At 64.8% G+C, this 23,686-nt stretch carries 15 protein-coding genes and 2 pseudogenes; 11 read left to right on the top strand and 6 right to left on the bottom strand.

Going from position 1 to position 23,686, the window contains the following annotated elements; genetic code table 11:
- Positions 1-52: 52 nt before the first annotated feature.
- On the bottom strand, positions 53-2,314 hold the full coding sequence (locus tag ACRHIG_RS15315) for an OPT family oligopeptide transporter (RefSeq protein ID WP_475415156.1): 2,262 nt from the start codon (positions 2,312-2,314) through the stop codon (positions 53-55).
- Between the two features lie 372 nt (positions 2,315-2,686).
- On the opposite strand from ACRHIG_RS15315, the gene ACRHIG_RS15310 reads away from it, so the two are divergent.
- On the top strand, positions 2,687-5,014 hold the full coding sequence (locus ACRHIG_RS15310) for a penicillin-binding protein 1A (RefSeq protein ID WP_489630679.1): 2,328 nt from the start codon (positions 2,687-2,689) through the stop codon (positions 5,012-5,014).
- Positions 5,015-5,188: 174 nt separating this feature from the next.
- On the opposite strand, the gene ACRHIG_RS15305 is transcribed toward ACRHIG_RS15310, so the two are convergent.
- Entirely contained in the window at positions 5,189-5,842 is a 654-nt protein-coding gene (locus ACRHIG_RS15305) for a TetR/AcrR family transcriptional regulator (RefSeq protein WP_489630678.1), read from the bottom strand.
- Between the two features lie 361 nt (positions 5,843-6,203).
- Between ACRHIG_RS15305 and ACRHIG_RS15300 the strand changes: the two genes are divergently transcribed.
- On the top strand, positions 6,204-7,118 hold the full coding sequence (locus ACRHIG_RS15300; protein WP_475415153.1) for a lipase family alpha/beta hydrolase: 915 nt from the start codon (positions 6,204-6,206) through the stop codon (positions 7,116-7,118).
- 10 nt (positions 7,119-7,128) lie between these two features.
- A complete protein-coding gene (locus ACRHIG_RS15295) occupies positions 7,129-8,076 on the top strand; it encodes a lipase secretion chaperone (protein WP_489630677.1) in 948 nt (315 codons plus the stop codon).
- A gap of 59 nt (positions 8,077-8,135) precedes the next feature.
- Here the strand turns inward: ACRHIG_RS15295 and ACRHIG_RS15290 are convergent, their stop codons facing one another.
- Positions 8,136-9,899, bottom strand: coding sequence for a methyl-accepting chemotaxis protein (locus ACRHIG_RS15290; RefSeq protein WP_489630676.1), 1,764 nt, complete (start codon positions 9,897-9,899; stop codon positions 8,136-8,138).
- 340 nt (positions 9,900-10,239) lie between these two features.
- On the opposite strand from ACRHIG_RS15290, the gene ACRHIG_RS15285 reads away from it, so the two are divergent.
- From ACRHIG_RS15285 to ACRHIG_RS15255, 7 genes and pseudogenes are all read left to right on the top strand, one after another.
- Positions 10,240-11,175, top strand: a complete 936-nt coding sequence (locus ACRHIG_RS15285) for a 5'-nucleotidase (RefSeq protein WP_489630675.1) — start codon at positions 10,240-10,242, stop codon at positions 11,173-11,175.
- A gap of 218 nt (positions 11,176-11,393) precedes the next feature.
- A complete protein-coding gene (gene mfd, locus ACRHIG_RS15280) occupies positions 11,394-14,837 on the top strand; it encodes a transcription-repair coupling factor (protein ID WP_489630674.1) in 3,444 nt (1,147 codons plus the stop codon).
- Positions 14,838-14,892: 55 nt separating this feature from the next.
- Positions 14,893-15,735 carry a phosphoserine phosphatase SerB gene (gene serB / locus ACRHIG_RS15275; RefSeq protein ID WP_489630811.1) on the top strand — a complete coding sequence of 281 codons (843 nt, stop codon included), beginning with the start codon at positions 14,893-14,895 and terminating at the stop codon, positions 15,733-15,735.
- 91 nt (positions 15,736-15,826) lie between these two features.
- The gene (locus tag ACRHIG_RS15270) at positions 15,827-16,507 is read left to right on the top strand and encodes a nucleotidyltransferase domain-containing protein (RefSeq protein WP_489630673.1); all 681 of its coding nucleotides are present in this window, start codon (positions 15,827-15,829) and stop codon (positions 16,505-16,507) included.
- A gap of 43 nt (positions 16,508-16,550) precedes the next feature.
- A complete protein-coding gene (locus ACRHIG_RS15265; protein WP_489630672.1) occupies positions 16,551-17,477 on the top strand; it encodes a TIGR04222 domain-containing membrane protein in 927 nt (308 codons plus the stop codon).
- Positions 17,419-18,320: pseudogene (locus tag ACRHIG_RS15260) on the top strand (MbnB/TglH/ChrH family RiPP precursor modification enzyme). The gene ACRHIG_RS15265 and the pseudogene ACRHIG_RS15260 overlap by 59 nt, the downstream one beginning before the upstream one ends.
- On the top strand, positions 18,317-18,583 hold the full coding sequence (locus tag ACRHIG_RS15255) for a hypothetical protein (RefSeq protein WP_489630671.1): 267 nt from the start codon (positions 18,317-18,319) through the stop codon (positions 18,581-18,583). Before ACRHIG_RS15260 ends, ACRHIG_RS15255 begins: the two are co-directional and overlap by 4 nt.
- A gap of 4 nt (positions 18,584-18,587) precedes the next feature.
- Here the strand turns inward: ACRHIG_RS15255 and ACRHIG_RS15250 are convergent, their stop codons facing one another.
- Complete coding sequence (locus tag ACRHIG_RS15250; RefSeq protein WP_489630670.1) at positions 18,588-20,456, bottom strand: serine hydrolase domain-containing protein; 1,869 nt, start codon at positions 20,454-20,456, stop codon at positions 18,588-18,590.
- Positions 20,457-20,542: 86 nt separating this feature from the next.
- On the opposite strand from ACRHIG_RS15250, the gene ACRHIG_RS15245 reads away from it, so the two are divergent.
- Positions 20,543-20,905: a DUF4870 family protein gene (locus ACRHIG_RS15245; protein WP_099410143.1), complete on the top strand. Its 363-nt coding sequence runs from the start codon at positions 20,543-20,545 to the stop codon at positions 20,903-20,905.
- A 37-nt stretch (positions 20,906-20,942) separates the two neighbouring features.
- Here the strand turns inward: ACRHIG_RS15245 and ACRHIG_RS15240 are convergent.
- Both ACRHIG_RS15240 and rimO read right to left on the bottom strand, forming a co-directional pair.
- A pseudogene (locus tag ACRHIG_RS15240) lies at positions 20,943-22,108 on the bottom strand (cystathionine beta-lyase).
- A 187-nt stretch (positions 22,109-22,295) separates the two neighbouring features.
- Positions 22,296-23,651, bottom strand: a complete 1,356-nt coding sequence (gene rimO / locus ACRHIG_RS15235; RefSeq protein ID WP_170846336.1) for a 30S ribosomal protein S12 methylthiotransferase RimO — start codon at positions 23,649-23,651, stop codon at positions 22,296-22,298.
- Positions 23,652-23,686: the final 35 nt, after the last annotated feature.

Genomic DNA, 23,686 nt, shown 5'->3' with positions numbered 1-23,686 from the left:
GCCCGGTATCACTCCCGGGCGGTTTTGGCTGGCAATGCGGACCGGCCGCGCGCTATGCCTGCGGCGCCTTCTTCTCGCGCGCCACGAAGTACAGCAGCACGATGATGGCCGCATACGGCAGCAGGGACAGCGCATCCGCATTCAAGCCCGCGTAGAACGGATTGCCGTGTTCGGCCCAGTCGGCCATCATCTGGTCGAAGTGCGTGAGCACGCCCGCCGTGATGGCGATGATGATGCCGGCCAGCGCGCCGCCGGCGATGTAGCCGGACGCCAGCAGCACGCCAGAGCTGCGGTCGCCCGCCAGCTGGCGCTCTTCCTCGTTCAGCTTCGCGTTGTGTTCCAGCTTGTTGTTGCGGCGGTCCGCCAGCCAGCGCACCAGGCCGCCGACGAAGATCGGCAGGGTGGAGGACAGCGGCAGATACACACCCACGGAAAACGCCAGCGACGGGATGCCGGCCATTTCCAGCACCACGGCAATCATCACGCCGAACAGCACCAGGGTCCACGGCAGCTGCTGGTCGAGGATGCCCTTGATGATGTAGGACATCAGCACCGCTTTCGGCGCATCGTATTTCTTCACTTCCGAACCGTCCGGTCGCTTGCTGTAGTGGCCATTGATGCCCGGGTCCACCAGGTAAGCCAGCTGGCCATCATCCTTGACAAAATACTTGCCGGCCGGGCCGCCCACGGTATCGGTCTTTTGCCAGACTTTATACGTATTGTGGTCGCTCTCGGCTTGCGGGCCATGCAGCGCGCCCGTCACCGTCAGCTTCGATGCATCGACCGTCAGGCCGGGCGCCACCTGCGCGGCCGGCACGTAGACGGTGCTCGCCTCGTTCAGCTTCAGCAGAATCGGACCGAGGATCAGGGCCGACGACAAGGCGCCCGCCAAAATCGCGTACTGCTGCAGGCGCGGCGTGGCGCCGACCAGGTAGCCCGTCTTCAAGTCTTGCGAGGTGGTGCCCGCATTGCTGGCGGCGATGCAGACGATGGCGCCCACCGACAGGGCCGTCACATAGTAACGCCCGCCCGTCCACCCCATGATCAGGAAGATCAGGCAGGTAAACAGCAAGGTGGCCACGGCCATGCCGGAGATCGGGTTCGACGAGGAGCCAATTTCGCCCGTCAGGCGCGACGAGACGGTGGCGAACAGGAAGCCGAAGACGAGGATCAGCAGCGCGCCGAGGAAGTTCATGTGCAGCGGCGTGGCGAAGGTGATCACGGCGATGATGGACAGGCAGCCGATGACGACCCATTTCAGGGGGATATCCTGGTCCGTGCGCAGGGTGGAATCGCTCTTGACGCCCTTGCCGATGCCTTTCAGGCCGGCCGACAGGCTGCGCCAGATCATGGGCATGGCGCGCACCAGCGAAATCAGGCCGCCGGCGGCCACGGCGCCCGCGCCGATGTACAGCACGTAGGCGCTGCGCACGTCGTCGGCGCCCATTTCGCTGATCAATTTGGTGCCCGGCGAGAGCACGGTGGTCAGGCTGTCGCCGAAGAACTTGATCATCGGGATCAACAGCAGATACGACAGCACGCCGCCGGCCGCCATGGTGGCGGCGATGCGCGGGCCGATGATGTAGCCCACGCCCAGCAATTCAGGGGAAATCTCGGCGCCGATGGAGCCGCCCTTGAGCGGCGCGGCAAATTCCACGCCCGGTGTGTCCTTCCAGCCCTTGAACGAGATATTGAAGACTTTATACAGCAGGCCGACGGCGAAACCGCCGAAGATGATCTTGGCGCGGCGCTTGGCGTCCAGCGCGGCGGCCGAATCCTTCTCGATGCTTTCGCCGGCGGCGATGCGCGATTCTTCCGTGGCGGCCGCCTTCAGCACTTCGGCGCACGCCGTGCCTTCGGGGAATTTGAGTTCCTTGTGCTGGTCGACGATCATGGTGCGGCGCATGGGGATCATCATCAGGATGCCCAGCAGGCCGCCGAGGATACCGACCAGCATGACCCGCGAGATTTCCAGGTCGAAGCCCAGGATCAGGATGGCGGGCATGGTCACGCCCAGGCCGAAGGCCAGCGATTCGCCGGCCGAACCGGCCGTTTGCGTGATGCTGTTTTCCAGGATCGAGGAATCCTTGCCGCCCACCTTCTTGGCCAGGCCGAACAGGGTGATGGCGATCACGGCGACGGGAATCGAGGCGCTGACGGTCAGGCCCACCTTCAGCACCAGGTAGAGCGAGGAGGCGCCAAAGACCATCCCCAGGATGACGCCCATGAACAGCGCGCGGAAGGTCATTTCGGGCAATTTCGCGTCGGCCGGGATATACGGCTTCATGGCGCTCGGTGTTGCATCTTTTGCCATACAAAGTTCCTTAGTCTTGTAAAATAAACAGCCCGGATCTAAGTAACCCTCGGGAAATTAGTGTGAATTTATGACGAACAGAAGCGGATGCTATGCAAGGCGCTCACTGCGACGCAGTGCGAGCACTGCTAGCAGTGAGCAAGCCTCGTCGGCCACCTTGCAGAGCGCCGGTTATGGAAGTCAGAAATCACAATAATTTATTGGGGGTTACTTAGGCCCGGGCTATTTTCTTGAAGCCGTGACTATCGCACAGGCGCGTTTCGATGAAAAGGTTTTTTGCTCCCCGTCCCGGCGCCTTGCCCGCACGGGAAGCGCCGCCGCATTGGTCTATAATCGCTGCCACCGTGCCCTGCACGCTCACGTGAGACTGCCTTGACTGCCAAACGATCCGGATTCCCCTGGCCTTCCCGCCGCGCCACCGTGCGCGCCATCATCCTCGCCGGCTGCGCCGCGCTGGCCGCCGCCGTGCTGCTGACCGCTTATCTGTTCCTGTACGTGCGCCCCCGCCTGCCCGAACTGGGCGTCATCACCGATTACCAGCCGAAGATCCCGCTGCGCGTGTACACGGCAGACAATGTGCTAATCGGCGAATTCGGCGAAGAGCACCGCGACTTCGTGCCGATTGCGCAAGTGCCGGAAATGATGAAAAAAGCCCTGCTGGCCATCGAGGACAGCCGCTTCTACGAACACCACGGCATCGACTTCGTGCGCGCCGGCGGCGCCGTACTGTCGAACCTGCGCCATGGCTTCGGCCACGGCGGCGGCTCCACCATCACCATGCAGGTGGCGCGCAATTTCTTCCTGACGCGCGAAAAAGTCGCCTCGCGCAAGCTCAATGAAATCATGCTGGCCCTGAAGATCGAGGCGGCCTTGTCGAAAGAGCAGATTCTCGAGCTGTACATGAACCAGATGTACCTGGGCCAGCGCTCGTTCGGCTTCGGCAGCGCGGCGCAGACGTATTTCGGCAAGCCCTTGTCCGAACTGTCGATCGCGGAAATGGCCATGCTCGCGGGCCTGCCGCAAAACCCCTCGCGCCACAACCCGATCAGCAATCCGAAAAAGGCGCACGCGCGCCAGCAACTGGTGTTGAAACGCATGCGCGAACTCGATTACATCAGCGAAGGCCAGTACCGGCAGGCGCTGGCGCAGCCGCTGCATGTCAATACGCGCGGCAAGCAGGGTTTCGACACGCACGCCGAATACGTGGCCGAACTGGCGCGCCAGGCCGTGTTTGCGCAGTTCAAGGAAGACAGCTACACCAAGGGCATCAGCGTCTACACGACGATCCTGAAGGCGGACCAGGATGCGGCCTACGCCTCGACGCGCCGCAACGTCATCGCCTACGACCAGCGCCACGGCTACCGCGGCCCGGAAACCTTCATCGACATGCCGGCTGACGCAGAACAGCGCGACGACGCCATCGATGCTGCACTGCAAAAACGCCCGGACAGCGACGGCCTGATCGCCGCCGTCGTCACGGAAGTCGCCAGCGGCAAGGTGGTGGCCGACACGGGCGACGGCGACGCCAAGGCCATCACGGGCGACGGCTTGCGCTTTGCCGCCCCTGCCCTGTCCGCCAAGGCGAGCGCCGGCATCAAGCTGCGCCCGGGCGCCGTGATCCGCATCAGCCAGGACGCCAAGGGCAACTGGGCCATCACGCAAGTGCCGCTGGTGGCCGCCGCCTTCGTTTCGCTCGATGCGGACACGGGCGCCTACCACGCCATGGTGGGCGGCTTCGACTACAACCTGCAAAAGTTCAACCACGTCACGCAGGCGTGGCGCCAGCCCGGTTCGGCCATGAAGCCCTTCGTGTATTCGGCGGCGCTGGAAAAAGGCTTTTCGCCGGCCACCCTGATCAACGACGTCCCCCTGGAAATGCAGGCGGGTGGCAAGGTGTGGGCGCCGCAGAATGACGATTTCAAGTTCGACGGCCCCATCACCATGCGCTACGCGCTGGCGCAATCGAAGAACGTGGCCTCGGTGCGCATCCTGCGCGCGCTGGGCGTGCCGTACACGCACGACTTTATGGAAAAATTCGGCTTCGACCCGGCACGCCAGCCGAACAATCTCACCATGGCGCTGGGCACGGGTTCCGTCACGCCCGTGCAGATGGCGGGCGCCTACGCCCTGTTCGCCAATGGCGGCCACCAGGTGGAACCGTACCTGATAGACCGCATCGTCGACGCCAAGGGCACCATCCTGATGCAGACCAAGCCGCCCGCGCCGAACGACGACAAGACCCTGGCGCTGGACCCGCGCAACGCCTTCGTCATGGACAGCATGCTGCGCGAAGTGGCGCGCACGGGCACGGGCGCGGCGGCGACGAAAAAACTGGGCCGCACTGACATCGCCGGCAAGACGGGCACCACCAGCGACGCCGTCGATGGCTGGTTCGCCGGCTACGGCGGCGGCATCGTGGCGGTGGCGTGGATGGGCTATGACGAACCCAAATCGCTGGGCGGACGCGAATTCGGCGCCACCCTGGCCATGCCGATCTGGATCGACTACATGCGCACTGCCCTGGCGACGCGCCCGCAAATCACGCGCGACGTGCCGGCGGGCCTGAGCCAGGTCGACGGCGAATGGCTGTACGATGAATTCATCGACATGAATGGCGTGAAAACGCTGGACATGGAGGCGGAGACGCCGACGGATCCGGCGGCGCTGCCGGAAACGCTGCCGCCGGAAACCACGAACTGACGCAGCTATCTTGTCGGATGACGCTTCGCTAATCCGACCTGCCTCTTACTGCATCAATCACCAGTATCTTGTCGGATTACGCTTCGCTAATCCGACCTACCTCTTACTGCATCGATCACCAGTCGTAGGTCGGGTTAGCCGGGACGGCGTAACCCGACAAGTACCGCCGGGGGTTTACGCAGCGGTCATGCTCAAATATCCGCGCACCGTGCCGACCACGCTGTCGGCGAAATCGTCGACATGGACCTTCGCGGCGCGGTACTTCCAGCGTTTCACGTACCAGTCCTGGAACAGGGCCAGGCAGTGCGCCGCCAGCAAGGTGGGATCGCCCTGCGGCTTCGGCGCGATTTCGGCGATGGTGGCGGCGATCAGGGTCTGCACGTAGAGTTCCGAATTCTTCGCCATGCTGCGCTGCTCCACCTGCAGCACGCGCGAATCCATGAAGACGAAATAAAACCACGGCTGCAGCACTTCGGACAGGTAGATCGACGAGCGTATCATCGCCTCCAGGCGGTCCAGCGGCGACTTCACGTCGACGAACAGCAGCGGCAAGGCTTGCGTGGCGTGGCGCACCACGTCCTCGATCATTTCCGCCAATTGATCCTTGCTGGTGATGTAGCCATACAGGCCGCCCATCGACAACCCCGTCTCGCGGCACAGGTCGCGCAAGCTCATGGCGCGGAAGCCCACGTCATTGGCCAGGCGGAAGGTGGCGACGAAGATGCGTTCGAGATTTTCCAGCGCCGGCTTGCGGCGCTTGACGCCGATGCGCTCCGCGTGGCGGTCAAGAATATATTCCCAGATGTTTTCGCCATTTAAGGGCGTCATCTGCTGAAACTGTTCAAAATTAAAATGGGTCGACAAGTGCATTCCCAAGTAACGGTGTATGAGCAATGTAAGACAGCACCTGGGCGGCGCTGCAAGACGGCGGGACGGCTGATGCGGGGCCGATTATAGCTCAGGAAAACAACTATTTGACCTTTCAACTATGCAATGACTACATACGCAACGCCAAATTCCCACAGTTATTGCGCTGCATCATGCAATTCAAATGCAATTTAAATCCAGCGGTGCTACATTCAAAAAACCGAGCGCTCGCTATATTTAACGCATCGATAGAATGTGAAGGAGCACGCGGTTCATCGCTACAGCATCGACATTTCCATATTATTCAAATAACGGAGACAAAATGAAGACTCGCTTTTGGCAACTGCTATCCACCCTTCTGCTTTCCCTCGCCATCCTGCCCGGCAGCGCCAGCGCCGCCGGCTACACGCAAACGAAGTACCCGATCGTGCTCGTGCACGGCCTGTTCGGCTTCGACAAGCTGGGGCCCGTCGACTATTTCTATGGCGTGCCCGACGCCCTGCGCAGCGGCGGCGCGCAAGTGTATGTGACCACCGTGTCGGCCGCCAACAGCACGGAAGTGCGCGGCGAGCAGCTGCTGTCGCAGGTGCGGCAGATCCTCGCCGCCACCGGCGCGGCCAAGGTCAATTTGATCGGCCACAGCCACGGCGGCCCCACGGCCCGCTATGTCGCTTCCGTGCGGCCCGACCTGGTGGCGTCCGTCACCAGCGTGGCCGGCGTCAACAAAGGTTCCAAGGTGGCCGATATCCTCAGCGGCGCCATTCCCAACACCAGCGGCGCGCTGGGCAATGCGCTCGCTTCCCTGATCGGCATTTTGTCGGGCAACAAGGGCTTGCCGCAAAACGCGGGCGCTTCGCTCGCCTCCCTGTCCACGGCCGGTTCGCTGGCCTTCAACAGCCGCCATCCGCAAGGCGTGCCCACCTCCGCCTGCGGCGAAGGGGCCTACCAGGTGCAGGGCGTGCACTACTTTTCGTGGAGCGGCGCGCAACCGTACACGAACGTGCTCGACGTGGGCGACCCGGCGCTGGCGGCCATCAGCCTGGCCTTCGGCGGCGCCAAGAACGATGGCCTGGTCAGCAGCTGCTCCAGCCACCTGGGCAAGGTGATCCGCGACGACTACGCCATGAACCATCTCGATGAAGTCAACCAGTTCGTCGGCATCGTCAACCTGTTCGAGACGAACCCCGTCACCGTCTTCCGCCAGCAGGCCAACCGCCTGCAAGGCCTGGGACTGTAAGGAGGCTGCGATGCGCACGAACGCGAGATGGCTCATCGGCGGCAGCCTGGCGGCCCTGGTCCTGTACCTGGCATTGCGGCCGGGCGAACCGCCCGCCCCGCCGCCGGAGAAGGCGGAACCGGACCTGTTCGCGTTCGTGCGCTCGATGGAAGGCACGCGGCCCGACGGCAACGTGACGGTGGCCGCCGGCGACAAGCTGGTGGTCGACGCGGAACTGGGCCACCTGTTCGACTACTACCTGGCGGGCCTCGGTGAAAAGCCGCTGGCCGCCATCCGCAGCCAGATCGAGGCGGAACTGGACAGGCGCCTGGCGCCCGTCCCCGCCCGCGAAGCGAAGCGTCTGCTGGGAGCTTATCTGACCTACAAGCAGGCGCTGGCCGGTGCGGAACAGGCCTTGCCGGCGCAGGCCGATCCCGCCGTGGCGGCGCGCGCGCGCCTGCAAACGATGCGCGCCCTGCGCGGCAATTATTTTACGCCCGAGGAAAGCGCAGGCCTGTTCGGCGCCAGCGACGCGTATGACGACGACGCCGTGGCGCGCATGGCGATCCTCGGCGATACGTCGCTCGATGAAGCCCAGCGCCAGGCGCAATTGACGGCGCTGGACCAGAAAATGCCGCCCGCCCAGCGCGACGCGCGCGACGCACCCGTCAGGGTGGCGCAGCTGGACGCCTCGGTGAAGGCGTTGCGGGCCCAGGGCGGCGGCGAGAACGAAGTCTACCGCCTGCGCGCCAGCACCTTCACGCCGGCGGCGGCGGCGCGCCTGGCGGAACTGGACCGCGAAGAATCGCAGTGGCAGCAGCGCATCATCGCGTATCAGGCACAGAAGGCGCGGCAGGCCGGGCTACCTGGCGGTGCGCAGGATGCGGCCGCCCTGCAGCAGCTGCGCGACGCCAGTTTCACGCCGGAGGAACAGCGCCGGCTGGGCGCCTACGAACAGGCGCCGCCGGCCACGCCTTAGACAACAAAACGGCCGCGCGAGGCGGCCGTCCGGTAGCGCATGCTGGCGCCGTCAATCCGTCAAAACACTTCCCACTCGTCGTCGCGCGGCGCGCTCTGGCGCGAGGATGGCACGGCGTGCAGGGCCGGGCGGCCAGAGTTGGGGCGTGATGCGGGACGCGGTGCAGGACGCTGCGGCGCCGCGCTGGCCACCGCGGCGCGCGGCGTGGCAGGCTTCGCGGGCGCGGCCGGCGCCTGCGCGCCATCAAGCTTGAAGACGCTGACCACCTGGGCCAGCTGGCCCGATTGCTCCTGCAGCGATTCGGCCGCGGCGGCCGCCTCTTCCACCAAGGCCGCGTTTTGCTGCGTCACCTGGTCCATCTGGCCGATGGCCTGGTTGATCTGGTCGATGCCCGAGCTTTGCTCCTGCGTGGCCAGGCTGATTTCCGCCATGATGTCCGTCACGCGCTGCACGCTGGCGACGATTTCCGCCATCGTGCTGCCCGCCTCGGCCACCAGCTTGCTGCCCGTGTCGACGGCCACCACGGAGTCGCCGATGAGCGTTTTGATTTCCTTGGCCGCCGCCGCCGAGCGCTGCGCCAGATTGCGCACCTCGGTCGCCACCACGGCAAAGCCGCGTCCCTGCTCGCCCGCGCGCGCCGCTTCCACGGCCGCATTCAGGGCCAGGATATTCGTCTGGAAGGCGATGCCGTCGATGACGGAAATGATGTCGACGATCTTGCGCGACGAGTCGTTGATGGCGTCCATCGTTTCGACCACCTTGCCCACCACGGCGCCGCCCTTCACGGCCACGCCCGAGGCGGAGAGCGCCAGCTGGTTGGCTTGCTGGGCGTTGTCGGCGTTTTGCCGCACGGTGGACGTCAGTTCTTCCATCGACGACGCCGTCTCTTCCAGCGAACTGGCCTGCTCTTCCGTGCGCGATGACAGATCCAGGTTGCCGCTGGCAATTTCCGACGAGGCCGTGGCAATCGTCTCCGTGCCGCCACGCACCTGGCCGACGATGTTGACCAGGCTGGAATTCATGTCTTTCAGCGCCTGCAGCAGCTGGCCCGTTTCTTCCGTCGTGTGCACCTCGATCCGGCTCGTCAGGTCGCCCGAGGCCACCGTTTGCGCCACTTTCACGGCCGAATTGATCGGCTGCGTGATGGCCCGCGTGATGTAGGCGGCGCAGCCCATGCCCAGCGCGGAGGCCAGCAAACCGAGGATGACCATCAGGCTTTCCGAGCGGATCACGGCCGCGCTGCCTTCCTTGACGCTGGCATCGGCCACGCCGTTATTGAGCTTGATGATCTCGTTGAGCGTGGCTTCGGCCTTGCCGAACAGCGCGCGCGAATCCAGGTACTGCTTGTAGAACGCCACGAACAGCTCTTTCTGCCGCTGCTCATCACGGTTGTCGGCCAGCTGGCGCAGGATGGCGCGCACCTTGTCGTCGTCCGCCTTCCAGGCTGTCCACTCGCCCTGAAAGCGCTGCCACAGCACGGTTTCCTCGGGAGTTTGCGGCAGCGGCTCGTACAGCTTGCGGCCCGCCTCGATATTCGTCCAGGCCTTGGTGCGCAGCTGCAGCGCTTCCGCGAACTTGTCCTGTGCCTGGTAATTGTTTTCATAGATGGCGGCCGTCAGGGTGGCGGCGGCGACGGCCGTCTGGCCTTCGCTGATCATCATCAGGCCCTGGATCGACGGCAGGCGCACCACGCCGATCTCATTGACGGCGGTGCCCACGGTGGCGATGCCCGTATAGCCGCTGATGCCCACCACCAGCAAGGCCACCATCATCACGGCGACGAGCGTCGCCAGCTTCCATTTGATCAGTAAATTCTTAAACATGGCTAGGTCCTTTATAAAGTCACGACGACTGCTGGCGAAGTTGGGGCTGGCATGTTCGAGTAAAACAGCTGACACTTGTATAAAGGTGGCGGGGATAGGGCGTACGCTTCGTTACAATTGGCGAGATTTCGTAAGTGAAAGCATAGTGGAAAATACGCTCGCTGGCTGCTACATACTTGATACAAAACAAGATTTCTTTCTTTACTGTGGCGCATATTGCACAGGGGACAGAAAAAACGGCCTGGCGCCCCGCTTTGGTGCAAAAAATCTCCATAGGCCACTATTGGCTACGCAGTTGATAGTCGTATAAGATGAGCAACAAGCAAACAACGGGCAGACCATGGCTTATCCTATCGAACACAAACTGGTGATCGGGGTCGCATCCAGCGCCCTGTTCGACCTGGCCGAATCGCATCAGGTCTACCTCGACAACGGCCCCGAGGAGTACCGCAAGTACCAGGAAGCGCATATCGACACGGTGCTGCCGCGCGGCGTGGCCTTCCCCTTCATCCGCCGCTTCCTGAACATCAACAAGCACTATCCGCGCCAGTCGCCCGTGGAAGTGGTGCTGTTTTCGCGCAATTCGCCGGAAACGGGCTTGCGCGTGATGCATTCCATCGCCCACTACGGCCTGGACATCTCGCGCGCCGCCTTCATGACGGGCAAGTCACCCTACCCTTACCTGCCCGCCTTCAACGCCTCGCTCTTTCTCAGCGCGAATGAAGACGACGTGCGCAGCGCGCTGGCCTGCGACTATCCGGCCGGCCTGGTGCTGCCATCGCGCACGGAAGACGACGAAAGCGACGAGGAATTGCGCGTGGCCTTCGATTTCGACGGCGTGATCGCCGACGACGAGGCGGAAACCGTGTTCAAGCGCAACAATGACGTCGATGAATTCCACGCCCATGAAACCCTGAACGTGGGCACGCCGCACCGCCCCGGCCCGCTGGCCGGCCTGTTCCAGAAGCTGGCCACCATGCAGCGCCTGGAAGAAAAGGCGCAGCGGCGCGACCCCGGCTACAAGAAAATCCTGCGCATCGCCATCATCACGGCGCGCAACGCGCCCTCGCACGAACGGGTCGTGACGACCCTGAAAAGCTGGGGCGTGGCGGCCGACGAGACGTTTTTCCTCGGCGGCATGGACAAGTCGCGCGTGCTGTCCGTGTTCAAGCCGCATATCTTCTTCGACGACCAGTTGAGCCACCTGAAATCAGCGGGCGGAACCATCCCGATGGTGCATGTCCCGTTCGGCATTGCGAATGTCCGCGCAGGATAAAACCTGCTGCGCGTCGCGCCTTGCGGCCTGCGATGCTCACCGTACCAGCGTACGGCTGCGCTTCTTGACCACAAATCGCTGCCGCTCGCGACGGTTTTCTCAAGCGCGGAGATGGGGGCGATGGTCTATAATCTCGCCTGTCAGCGCCGTCACTGGCGGCGCGGCGCGCATCACAGCTGTCCCACTCAACTGCCTCTGCCACTAGTGTCATCGCCTGCATGTCCTTAGACTTAACAAAAGCCCTCCCCAAGCCCGGCAACCGCTACGCGCTGCCCGCCCTGTATGGTTCATCCGACGCCTATGCCCTGGCGCTGGCCGCACTGGAATTGAAAGCGCGGGGCCAGATGCTGGCCGTGGTGGTGGCGCAGGCCAGCGACGGCCAGCGCCTGCTCGATGAAATCCCGTGGTTTGGCGGCAAGGAACTGCGCTGCCATCTGCTGCCGGACTGGGAAACCCTGCCCTACGACGCCTTTTCGCCGCACCAGGACCTGGTCTCCGAGCGCCTGGCCACCCTGCACGAAATCCAGACGCGCCAATGCGACGTGCTGATCGTGCCGGCCACCACGGCGCTGGTGCGCCTGGCGCCGCCGTCGTTCCTGGCCGCCTACACCTTCTTCTTCAAGAAGGGCGAAAAGCTCGACGAGGCGCGACTGAAGTCGCAGCTGACACTGGCCGGCTACAACCATGTGTCGCAAGTGATGTCGCCCGGCGAATACTCGGTGCGCGGCGGCCTGCTCGACCTGTTCCCCATGGGGTCGGCCCTGCCCTACCGGCTGGACCTGTTCGGCGACACCATCGAAACCATCCGCACCTTCGACGCCGACACCCAGCGCTCGCTGTATCCCGTGCACGAAGTGCGGCTGCTGCCGGGGCGCGAATTTCCCATGGACGAAGCAGCGCGCACCACCTTCCGCAACCGCTGGCGCGAACAGTTCGAGGGCGACCCGTCGCGCTCCGTCGTCTACAAGGACATCAGCAGCGGGATCGCCTCGGCCGGCATCGAATACTATCTGCCCCTGTTCTTCGAACAGACGGCCACCCTGTTCGACTATCTGCCGCCCGACGCCTCGCTGGCCCTGGTGGGCGAGATCGACGCCGCCATCGGCCGCTTCTGGACGGACACGCAGTCGCGCTACCGCTTCCTGAAGGCGGACCGCGAGCGGCCGATCCTGCCGCCCGAAGCGCTATTCCTGTCCGACGAGCAGTTCTTCGGCCTGGCCAAGCCGTATCCGCGCCTGGCGATCGCCAAATCGAACGATGCGCTGGCCTCCGAACTGTCGGCGCCGATTCCCAACATCGCCGTCAACCGCCGCGCCGACGACCCGCTGGCCAACCTGCGCAGCTACCTGCTGCAAGCGGGCCGCCGCGTGATGATCTGCGCCGAATCGAACGGCCGCCGCGAAACCCTGCAACAGTACTTCGCCGAATACGACCTGCACCTGACACCGGTGGAAGGCAGCGACGGCTTTTTGCAGTCCGACGCCAAGCTGATGCTGGGCGTGGCGCCGCTGCACGCGGGCTTCGAGCTGTTCACGCCGGAAGGAAATCTATCCTTCATCACCGAGACGGAGCTGTATGCCGGTTCCGGCCGCCGCGTCGGCACGAAGAAACAGGAAGGCGTGACGCAGGTCGAGTCGATGGTGCGCGACCTGTCCGAGCTGAAAATCGGCGACCCCGTGGTGCACATCAACCACGGCATCGGGCGCTACATGGGTCTGACCAGCATGGACCTGGGCGAAGGCGAGACGGAATTTTTGCACCTCGAGTACGCGAAGGACACGAAACTGTATGTGCCGGTGTCGCAGCTGCATGTGATCTCGCGCTATTCGGGCGCCTCGCCGGAAGACGCGCCGCTGCATTCGCTCGGCTCGGGCCAGTGGGAAAAGGCGAAAAAACGCGCGGCCGAACAGGTGCGCGACACGGCCGCCGAACTGCTCAACCTGTACGCGCGCCGCGCGCTGCGCCAGGGCCACTCGTTCGAATTCTCGTCGCACGACTACCAGCGCTTCGCCGACAGCTTCGGCTTCGACGAGACGCCGGACCAGGCCGAGGCCATCCACAACGTCATCAAGGACATGACGTCCGGTAAGCCGATGGACCGCCTCGTGTGCGGCGACGTCGGCTTCGGCAAGACGGAAGTGGCGCTGCGCGCCGCCTTCATCGCCGTCATGGGCGGCAAGCAGGTAGCCATCCTGGCGCCCACCACCCTGCTGGCCGAGCAGCATGCGCAAACCTTCGCCGACCGTTTCGCCGACTGGCCCGTGCGCATCGCGGAACTGTCGCGCTTCCGCACCGGCAAGGAGATCACGCAGGCGTTCAAGGGCATGGCCGACGGCACCATCGACATCGTCATCGGCACACATAAACTGCTGTCGGACGACGTGAAATTCACGCGTCTGGGCCTCGTCATCATCGACGAGGAACACCGGTTCGGCGTGCGCCAGAAGGAAGCATTGAAAGCCTTGCGCGCGGAAGTGGACGTGCTGACCCTGACCGCCACGCCGATTCCGCGTACCCTGGGCATGGCGCTGGAAGGCTTGCGCGACTTTTCCATCATCGCCACGGCACCGCAAAAGCGCCTGGCCATCAAGACGTTTGTCCGCAGCGAGGGCGAAGCCATCATCCGCGAAGCCTGTTTGCGCGAACTCAAGCGCGGTGGCCAGATCTACTTCCTGCACAACGAGGTGGAAACCATCCAGAACCGCCTGGCCATGCTGACGGAACTGCTGCCCGAGGCGCGCATCGCCGTGGCGCACGGCCAGATGCACGAGCGCGACCTGGAAAAGGTCATGCGCGACTTCGTCGCCCAGCGCTTCAATATTCTGCTGTGCACGACGATCATCGAGACGGGCATCGACGTGCCGACGGCGAACACCATCATCATGCACCGCGCCGACAAGTTCGGCCTGGCGCAGCTGCACCAGCTGCGCGGCCGCGTGGGACGCTCGCATCACCAGGCCTACGCCTACCTGCTGGTGCACGACGTGCAGGGTCTGACGAAACTGGCGCAGCGCCGTCTGGACGCCATCCAGCAGATGGAAGAACTGGGCAGCGGCTTTTACCTGGCCATGCACGACCTGGAAATCCGCGGCGCCGGCGAGGTGCTGGGCGAGAGCCAGTCGGGCGAGATGACGGAAATCGGCTTCCAGCTGTACTCGGACATGCTCAACGAAGCCGTGCGCTCGCTGAAGGCCGGCAAGGAGCCGGACCTGGCAGCACCGCTGGCCTCGACCACCGAGATCAACCTGCACGTGCCGGCCCTGCTGCCGGCGGACTTCTGCGGCGACGTGCACGAACGCCTGTCGATCTACAAGCGCCTGGCCAACTGCGCCACGCAAGAGAAGATCGACGATATCCAGGAAGAGCTGATCGACCGCTTCGGCAAGCTGCCCGACGCCGTCAAGGCCCTGGTCGAGACGCACCGATTGCGCATCGCGGCGAAAACCGTGGGCATCGTCAAGATCGACGTGCATGGCGAGGCGGCCACGCTGCAATTCATGGCCAAGCCGCCCATCGACCCGATGCGCATCATCGGCTTGATCCAGAAGAACCGCCATATCAAGCTGCATGGCCAGGACAAGCTGAAAATCACGGCCGCCATGCCCGACCTGGCCGCGCGCGTGACGCAGATCAAGACCACCATCAAGCAATTGACGGTGTAGATTATTCCCATCTTTTATGCAGGCCTGACCCATGACCAATACCAAGACCATCACCATGAATCTGATCCTGCAGGGGCTGGACGGCGATAGCGCCCGCCTCGAACGCATCGCCGCGCTGGCCGCGCCCACGTCCATCACGCGCCTCGGTCCGAACGCCGTGCGCTGCGAACAGATCGCCTATTCGCCCGCGCTGCGCCCCACCATCGAAGTGGCGGCCCAGGCGGCGCAGCTGGACGCCACCTACATGATGGGACAGCGCGAACTCAGTGAGTTCAAGCTGGTGGCGATGGACATGGATTCGACCCTGATCACCATCGAGTGCATCGATGAAATCGCCGACATGCAGGGCCTCAAACCGCAAGTGGCGGCCATCACGGAGGCGGCCATGCGCGGCGAACTCGATTTCGCGGCCAGCCTGAAGCAGCGCGTGGCCCTGCTCGAGGGCCTCGATGCGTCGGCCCTGCAGCGCGTCTACGACGAGCGCCTGAAACTGTCGCCGGGCGCGGAAACCATGCTGGCGGCCGTGCGCAAGGCTGGCCTGAAGACCCTGCTGGTCTCGGGCGGCTTTACCTTCTTCACCGAGCGCCTGAAACAGCGCCTCGGCCTCGACTACACGCACGCGAACGAACTGGAAATCGTCGACGGCAAGCTGACGGGCAAAGTGTTAGGCGGTATCGTCGACGCCGAGGAAAAGCAGCGCACGGTGGAACGCGTATGCGCCGAGATGGGGATTTCGCCATCGCAGGCCATCGTCATGGGCGACGGCGCCAACGACTTGAAAATGATGGGCATCGCCGGCCTGTCCGTGGCATTCCGCGCCAAGCCCGTGGTGCGCTCGCAGGCGGACGTGGCGCTGAACTTTGTGGGACTCGACGGCTTGCTCAACGTCTTGACCTGAGCCGGTGCCAGGCGGTGCGCGCACGGTTGCATAAGTTTGCTATATTGCAAACTTATGCTCATCCCGCCAGCCCACCGTGAAAGAACACCGCATGCCGCCACCGCTGCCAGAAGAGATACGACGCCACCTGGATGTGTTCGTCGCCGCCGCGCAAACGGCCTTCGGCGATGACCTGGCCGCCGCCGTGCTGTTTGGCTCGGCCGCCGACGGCCAGTTGCGCGCCACGTCCGACGTCAACCTGCTGTTGCTGCTCAAGCGCTTTACGCCGCCGGCGGCCGATGCGCTGCGCGCTCCCTTGCGTCTGGCGCACGCCGCCATCGACTTGCAGGTGATGTTCCTGCTCGAGAGCGAATTGACGCAGGCCGCCGACGCCTTCGCCGTGAAATTCGCCGACATCATCGCGCGCCACCGCGTCTTGCTGGGCAATGATCCTTTCGCCAACCTGCACACCAGCCGCGATGCCGTGCTGCGCCGGCTGCGGCAAGTGCTGCTGAACCAGCAGGTGCGCATGCGCGAACGGTATATGCTCCTGAGCCTGAATGAAGAACAGCTGGCCGGCGCCATCGCCGACGCCGCCGCCCCCTGCGCTCGGCCGCCGCCTCGCTGGCGCAGCTGGAGGGCAAGTCTGCGCTGTCCGGCAAGCAGGCGCTCGAAGCGTTTGTCGACCAGCTGGGCGAACCGGCCCTGCACGCCGCCCTGCAAGCCATGTCGGCGGCGCGCGAAACGGCGCGCCTGGCGCCCGGGCAAGCGCTGCCCGCCTTCACAAGCCTGATGATGATTACCGAACGCTTGCGCGAACACGCGGAGCAGATGCGTTGAACGGTCTCAATCCCTTTGACTGGAGCGGGCCGTGGTTCCTGCTGGCCTACCTGATCTTCGGCCTGCTCGTGTACTACGGCGTGCGCGAGCTGCTGATCCGCCAGGAAGTGCGCAATCCGCATGCCCAGCTGTCGCTCGCCGACGATCCCTACCGCATCGCCTTCTTGCGCGGCGGCGCGCTCGAAGCCGTGAAGATCGCCGCCATCGTGCTGGTCGACCGCGGCTTGCTGCGCGCCGATGGCCCGCTGCTGGAAACGGCCAGCGCCGACAGCCTGCGCTTCGCCAGCCACGACATCGAACGCGATGTGCTGCGGCTGTACCTGGGCCGCCAGGGCCATAGCAAGGAACTGGCCGTGCAGGCCGGGATGCTGCCATCGTGCCGCGCCTACCAGGAGACCTTGACGCAGCAGGAATTGCTGGTCGGCCCGCCGCTGCTGCGCCGGCGCGAACGCATCACCTGGGCCGCGCACTGGCTGCTGGTGACGGTGGCCGGCGTCAAGGCCGTCATCGCCATCAGCCGCCAGCACTACAACCTGCTGTTCCTGGCGCTGCTGCTGGCGATTTTTCTCCTCATGCTGCGCAGCTTGCGCACCCAGGCGACCAGCTGGAGCGCGCAGCGGCTGCTGACCGACTTGCGCATGCTGTTTGGCCGCCTGAACATGCGCTCGGCGCGCCTGCAGGCGGGCAGCAGCAGCGCGGACATGGCACTGCTGGCCGCCATCTTCGGCATCGGCGCCCTGCCCTTGTCCGTGTACGCGTATGTCGCCGAGCTGTACCCGGCGCCCCGGCACAGTTCGGGCGGCGACTCCTCGTCCGGCGGCACGGGCGACTCGGGCGGCTCCTCATCGGGCGACGGCGGCGGTGATGGCGGCGGCGGCAGCGGCTGCGGCGGTTGCGGCGGTGGCGGCGGCTGTGGCAGTTAGCCAGGCAAGCGCGCGCGACCGCGTCGGCCTGGGCTGGCGCGGCGAACTGGCTGCCGGCATCCTGTCCCACCTGGCGCGGATCGACGTGCTGGAAGTGATCGCCGACGATTATTACCATGCCTCGCGCGCCGCCATCGCCGCCCTGCGCCGTCTGGCGCGCCAGGTGCCCGTCAGCCTGCACGGCGTCGGCATGGGGCTGGCCTCGACGATACCCGCCGACCCGCGCCGCCTGCAGGCGATGGCGCGCCTGATGAAGGAGGTACAGGCGGAATCGTGGTCCGAACACCTGAGCTTTGTGCGCGCCGGCGGCGTGGAAATCGGCCACCTGGCGGCGCCGCCGCGCACGCCGCACAGCGCCGCCGGCGCCATCGCCAATATCGGGCTGGCCACGCGCATCGTCGGCAGCGCGCCGCTGATGGAAAACATCGCCACCCTGGTGCAGCCGCCCGCCAGCACGCTGGACGAAGCCGCATGGCTGGCGCAGATCATCCATGGCGCGCAAGTGCCGCTGCTGCTGGACCTGCACAACCTGTATGCGAACGCCGTCAATATTGGCGAGCAGCCGGAGCAAATGCTGCTGCGCCTGCCCTGGACAGGGTGGGCGCCGTGCATCTGAGCGGCGGCCACTGGATAGCTGCGCCGGGCGGCGGCCAGCGCCTGCTGGACGACCATCTGCACGACGTGCCGCCCGAAGTGTTCGCTTTATTGACCCTGCTGGCGCGCCATGCGCCGCAACCGTTGACGGTGATCGTCGAACGCGACGGCAACTACCCGTCGTTCGACCACGTGCTGGACCAGCTGGAATTGGCGCGCGCGGCCTTGCGCGCGGGGCGCAACGCATGAGTTCCCCCGCACTGGAAACCTACCTGGCCAGGCTGTACACGGACGACGCCGTGCGTGACGCCTTCCTGCTGGAACCCCGCGCGCAAGCCTTGCTGCATGGCTTGTCGCAGCAGGAAGCGGAGGCGATGGCGGCGATGGACCGCGTCGGCCTGCAGATGGCGGCGGCCAGCTATCGCGCCAAGCGGGCCGGGCGCGCCGAACACGGCCCCCGGACTACTCCGCTGCAACCCTGGTGGCGCCGGCTGCTGGCTGCCTGGATCTGACCGCCTACATCTGCCACAGCCGCAGCGGCAGCAAGCCCCACCAGGCCAGCACCAGCAGCAGTTGCAGGGCCGCCAGCAAGGCGACCCAATCCCATTTCGCCCACGAGCCCGCCTCGGCTAGCGTGCCGCGGCTGCGCCAGCAGCGGGCCAGGCCGAATGCCGTGGCCAGCGGCAGCGCGCCCGTGACCAGCGCCAGCAGCACGCTGGCGATGGTCACGTCGCCCAGGCGCAGGTAGGACTGGAAATAGAAAAACGGCAGCGGCAAAAGCAGCGACAGCAGCGACAGCAGGGGCGCAAACAGATGGTCGCCCCGTCCCAGACGGCGCAGCGCGGCGCGCCAGACGCCCACCACGAGCACGTACAGCAAGCCGGCAGCCCCCAGGGCCAGGCTGCCCCACAGCACCAGCATGCGCAGCATCGACGCGCGCTCATAGCTGCGCAAGCCGTCGCTGAGCACATGCTTGCCATCTTCCTGCATCAGCACGTGCGACGCGGTGCTGCGGTCGCTGGCGCGGAACAGCAAGCCGCCCACCGGTTCCAGTTCCTTCGGTTCGCCCTGGAACGGGATCAGGAACAGCGATTCGCCATCCCATTTGAGGCGCGTAAAGCCGAAGACGGCATCGACCCAGGCCATGCTGGCCATGGCGCTGGGCGACGGCACGTAGACGCCCTGCCAGTTTTCCACCGTGGGCGCGGGCGTGCCCTGCGGGGCCGGCGCGCGCAGCGGCAGTTCCAGATCGCGCAGCAGCAGGCGGTTGAAGCGCTCATAGTCGGCCCGCTCCGCATCCGTGTTGAAGGCCACGAAGAAGGCGCTGCCCTGCTCCGGATAGATGCACAGCATGGCGCGGAAACCCACGGCCGTGCCAGGGTGGCAGGCGCCCACCACATTGTGGCGGTCGCGCACGGCCAGCGCCAGGCCGTGGCCCGTCGTCAGGCCCGCCTGCGCCGCATCGGTGCCGGCCGGCTCCGACAAGGCGCCCATCAGGGCCAGGTCGATGAACTGCGTACCCTGCAGCTTGCCGTCGCCCATCAGGAACTGCGCCAGCTTGCCCATGTCGGCCGCCGTGGTGGTAAATTGCGCGGCCGGGCGCAGATACTGGGGCACGGCCGGCTGCGCCACGCCATGCTCGAAATAACCCATGGCCAGGCGCGGGTCCGCCTGCGGGCCTGTCTGGCTGACAAAAGCAAACGTGCTGTCCGCCATGCCCAGCGGCCGCAGCAGCTGCGCGTCGAGGTAGCGCTCATACGGCTGGCCCGTGACTCGCTCGATCACAATGCCCAGCAAGCCGTAGCCCATGTTCGAGTAGGCATAGCGGCTGCCGGGCCGGGAGCGCACGCGCAGCAGATTGCCGCCGCCGTCAAAAGCGGCGGCCAGCGGCGTGTCCGGCGCCGGTTGCAGGCTGAAGGCCTGCCAGAAGCGCACGTTATCGAGGCCGGACGTATGTGCCAGCAGGTGGCGGATGCGCACGGGATCGCTGGCCAGCCACGGGTTGTTCAGCGCCAGATCGGGCAGCACCTGCCGCAGGGGCGTGTCAAGCGTGAGCTTGTCTTCGCTGATCAGGCGCAAGACGCCCAGCGCCAGTGCCACCTTGCCCACGGAGCCCACCTGCATGCGCGTATCGGCCTGCATGGGTACTTGCCTGGCGGCGTCGCGCAGGCCGGATGCGCCGACCTTGACTGTGCCATCGGGCAAGACTTCGCTCCAGACGGCGCCCGCCAGGCCCTCTTCCTTCAAGCCGGCGGCAAATTCCGCCTCGAGGGTGGCGCCGGCGGCATGCGCCGCCGTGGCGCAGCACAGCAGCAAGGCCGGTGCGGCGCGCCGCAGCCATGACCTGGCGCGCGCGGCCAGGGTGGGATATTGATTTCGTTTCAACAATGTAATCCGCCTTTTTCCATGGACTGCGCTCCCGCGCCGCTTTGCTTGTTACAATTAAAAATTGCGCAACGACGGGAGCTTTCATGTCACAAGATATTATTTTGGATACCCAACTCCAGCAGACCAAAAACCTGGCCTGGTGGTTGTACCTGATACATGGCGCCAGCTTCGTGTTTTCGCTGGGCGCGTTTTCCTTCATTCCGCTCATCATCAATTATGTGAAGCGGGACGAGGCGGCCGGGACCTTCGTGTACAGCCATCACAGCTGGATGATCCGTTCCTTCTGGTGGTATGTGGCCTGGATCGTCGTCGGCGCCATCCTGTGGATCACGCTGATCGGCATTCCGCTGGCGCTCGTCGTGTGGGGCGTGGCCTGGCTGTGGAAGGCTTACCGCCTGCTGCGCGGCTTTCTCGACCTGAACAACAACAAGCCCGTGCCCATGTAAGGACTTGCGGGCAAGCCGTCGTGCTTGCCCGCTGCCGCTACATCGCCGCGAACGCCCGTTCGATATCGGCGATCAGATCCTGCGGATCTTCCAGCCCCACGTTCAGGCGCACCAGCTGGCCCGGCAGCGGCCAGCCCTTGCGCATGGCGGCGATGCGGTACGGCATCACCAGGCTGTTCGCGCCGCCCCAGCTGTAGCCAATCTTGAACAACTGCAAGGCATCGACGAAACGGTCCGTCTGCGCCTCCGTGTAGCGGGCGTCGAACAGCACGGAAAACAGGCCGCCCGCGCCCGTGAAATCGCGCTGCCAGATGGCGTGGCCGGGGCAATCGGCGAAAGCCGGATGCAGCACCGTGGCGATCTCGCTCCTGCCCTTGAGCCAGGCGGCCACCGTGCGCGCGCCCCTGTCGTGGGCGTCGAAGCGCAGCTTCATCGTCGGCAAGCCGCGCAGCACCAGGTAGGCGTCGTCCGCCCCCACGCCCATGCCCAGACGCATGTGCGCCTGCGCCAGGCGGTCGTGCAGCGCCCGCTCGCTCGTGATCAGGGCGCCCATCAGCACGTCGGAACCGCCCGACTGGTATTTCGTCAGCGCCTGCATGATGATGTCCACGCCCAGGTCGAAGCCGCGCAGGGCCAGGCCCGCCGACCACGTATTGTCCAGAGCCACCAGCACGCCGCGCGCGTGGGCGGCCGCGCAGATGGCGGGCAAGTCCGGCACTTCCATCGTCACGGAACCTGGTGCTTCCGTCCAGATCAGCTTGGTATTTTCCTGGATCAAGGCCGCGATGCCTGCGCCGATGAGCGGGTCGTAATAACGGGCCGTGATGCCGAAATCCTGCGCCAGCCAGCGTCCCAGTTCGCGGTTCGGGTTGTAGATATTTTCCGGCAATAACACATCGTCGCCCGTCTTCAGCAGCGCGAAGTCCGCCATGGCGATGGCCGCCAGACCCGACGGCGCCAGCAGGCAGTGATTCCCCCTTCGATCTCGGCCAGCCGCGCTTCCAGGGTGAACGTGGTGGGCGTGCCGTGCAAGCCGTAGGTATAGGCGTTCTTTTCTTTCCAGTCGCCCGAGCGCATGGCCGCCACGTCCTTGAACAGCACGGTCGAGGCGTGATGGATGGCGTTGGGAAAGGCGGCAAAGCCTTGCGGCGCCTGGTAATCGCTGTGGATCAGCGCGGTTTGCGGAGATTTGGGTGTGGTCATGGCGTCGGAAAGTAAAAAAGGCGGCCCAGCATTTGCTGGTCCGCCTTGATTGTAAGGGCTTATGCCCTTGCCTGCCGTACGTATGACAGAGTGTTACACCTGCATAAAAAACGTTCAGGCCAAGGCGCGCTGCCGAAGACAGTACTTTACTGTACGGCAAGGCAGCGCAACGCAGGCATGGACGTTTTTACTCGGCGGCGCCCCACAGGTCGTGCGCATCCGCTGATGTAATTGTGACGTCGACGAACTGGCCGACGGCCAGCTTGCGGTGCGGCTCGAACGGCGGCTTGACGTACACGACGCCGTCGATTTCCGGCGCGTCGGCGGACGAGCGGCCCACGCCGCCGGAACGGGTGACTTCATCGATGAGCACGCGTACGGTCTTGCCGACCTTGGCCTGCAGACGTTTCTTGGAAATTTCTTCCTGCAGCAGCATCACGCGGCCGCGGCGCTCTTCGCGCAGCTCTTCCGGCACAGGATTGGCGATGGCATTGGCCGTCGCGCCTTCGACGGGCGAATACGCGAAGCAGCCGAGCCGGTCGATCTGCGCTTCCTTGAGGAAGTCGAGCAGGTACTCGAATTCCGCTTCCGTTTCCCCAGGGAAACCGGCGATGAAGGTCGAGCGGATGGTCAGGTCCGGGTTGATGGCACGCCAGGCCTGGATGCGGTCGAGGTTTTTCTCGCCGCTGGCCGGGCGCTTCATGCGTTTCAATACGTCAGGATGCGCATGCTGCATCGGAATATCGAGGTAAGGCAGGATGTGGCCGCCGCTCATCATCGGGATAATCTGGTCCACGTGCGGGTACGGGTACACATAGTGCAGGCGCACCCAGGCGCCGTAGGACTTGGCCAGCTCGCCCAGCGCTTCCGTCAGCTGCGTCATGTGGGTTTTCACGGGACGGCCATTCCAGAAGCCGGAGCGGAATTTCACGTCCACGCCGTAGGCCGAGGTGTCTTGCGAGATCACCAGCAATTCCTTGACGCCGGCCTTGAACAGGTTTTCCGCTTCGATCATCAATTCGCCGATCGGGCGCGAAACGAGGTCGCCGCGCATCGACGGGATGATGCAGAAGCTGCAACGGTGATTGCAGCCTTCGGAAATTTTCAAATACGCATAGTGCTTCGGCGTCAGCTTGACGCCTTGCGGCGGCACCAGGTCGAGGAACGGCGCATGCGGTTTCGGCAGGTGAAAATGGACGGAATCCATCACTTCGGCCAGCGCGTGCGGCCCCGTGACGGACAGCACTTTCGGGTGCACCTTCATGATGATGTCGTCGCCGGCAGCATCTTTCTTGGCACCCAGGCAGCCGGTGACGATGACCTTGCCGTTTTCAGCCAGCGCTTCGCCGATGGCGTCGAGCGACTCTTGCACGGCAGCATCGATAAAACCGCAGGTATTGACGATCACCAGATCGGCGCCAGCGTAGGATTTCGCCGTTTCGTAGCCTTCGGCGCGCAGTTGGGTCAGGATTTGTTCGGAGTCGACCAGCGCTTTCGGGCAGCCGAGCGAGACAAAGCCCACTTTCGGCGCCGCACCTGGCATGGCCTGCATGGCCTCGGGCTGGGCGGAAGGAACGG

It is taken from the genome of Janthinobacterium sp. C22 (assembly GCF_057919405.1).
Note: the sequence above shows the minus strand (reverse complement) of the source record. Positions and strands in the feature narration are given on the sequence as shown.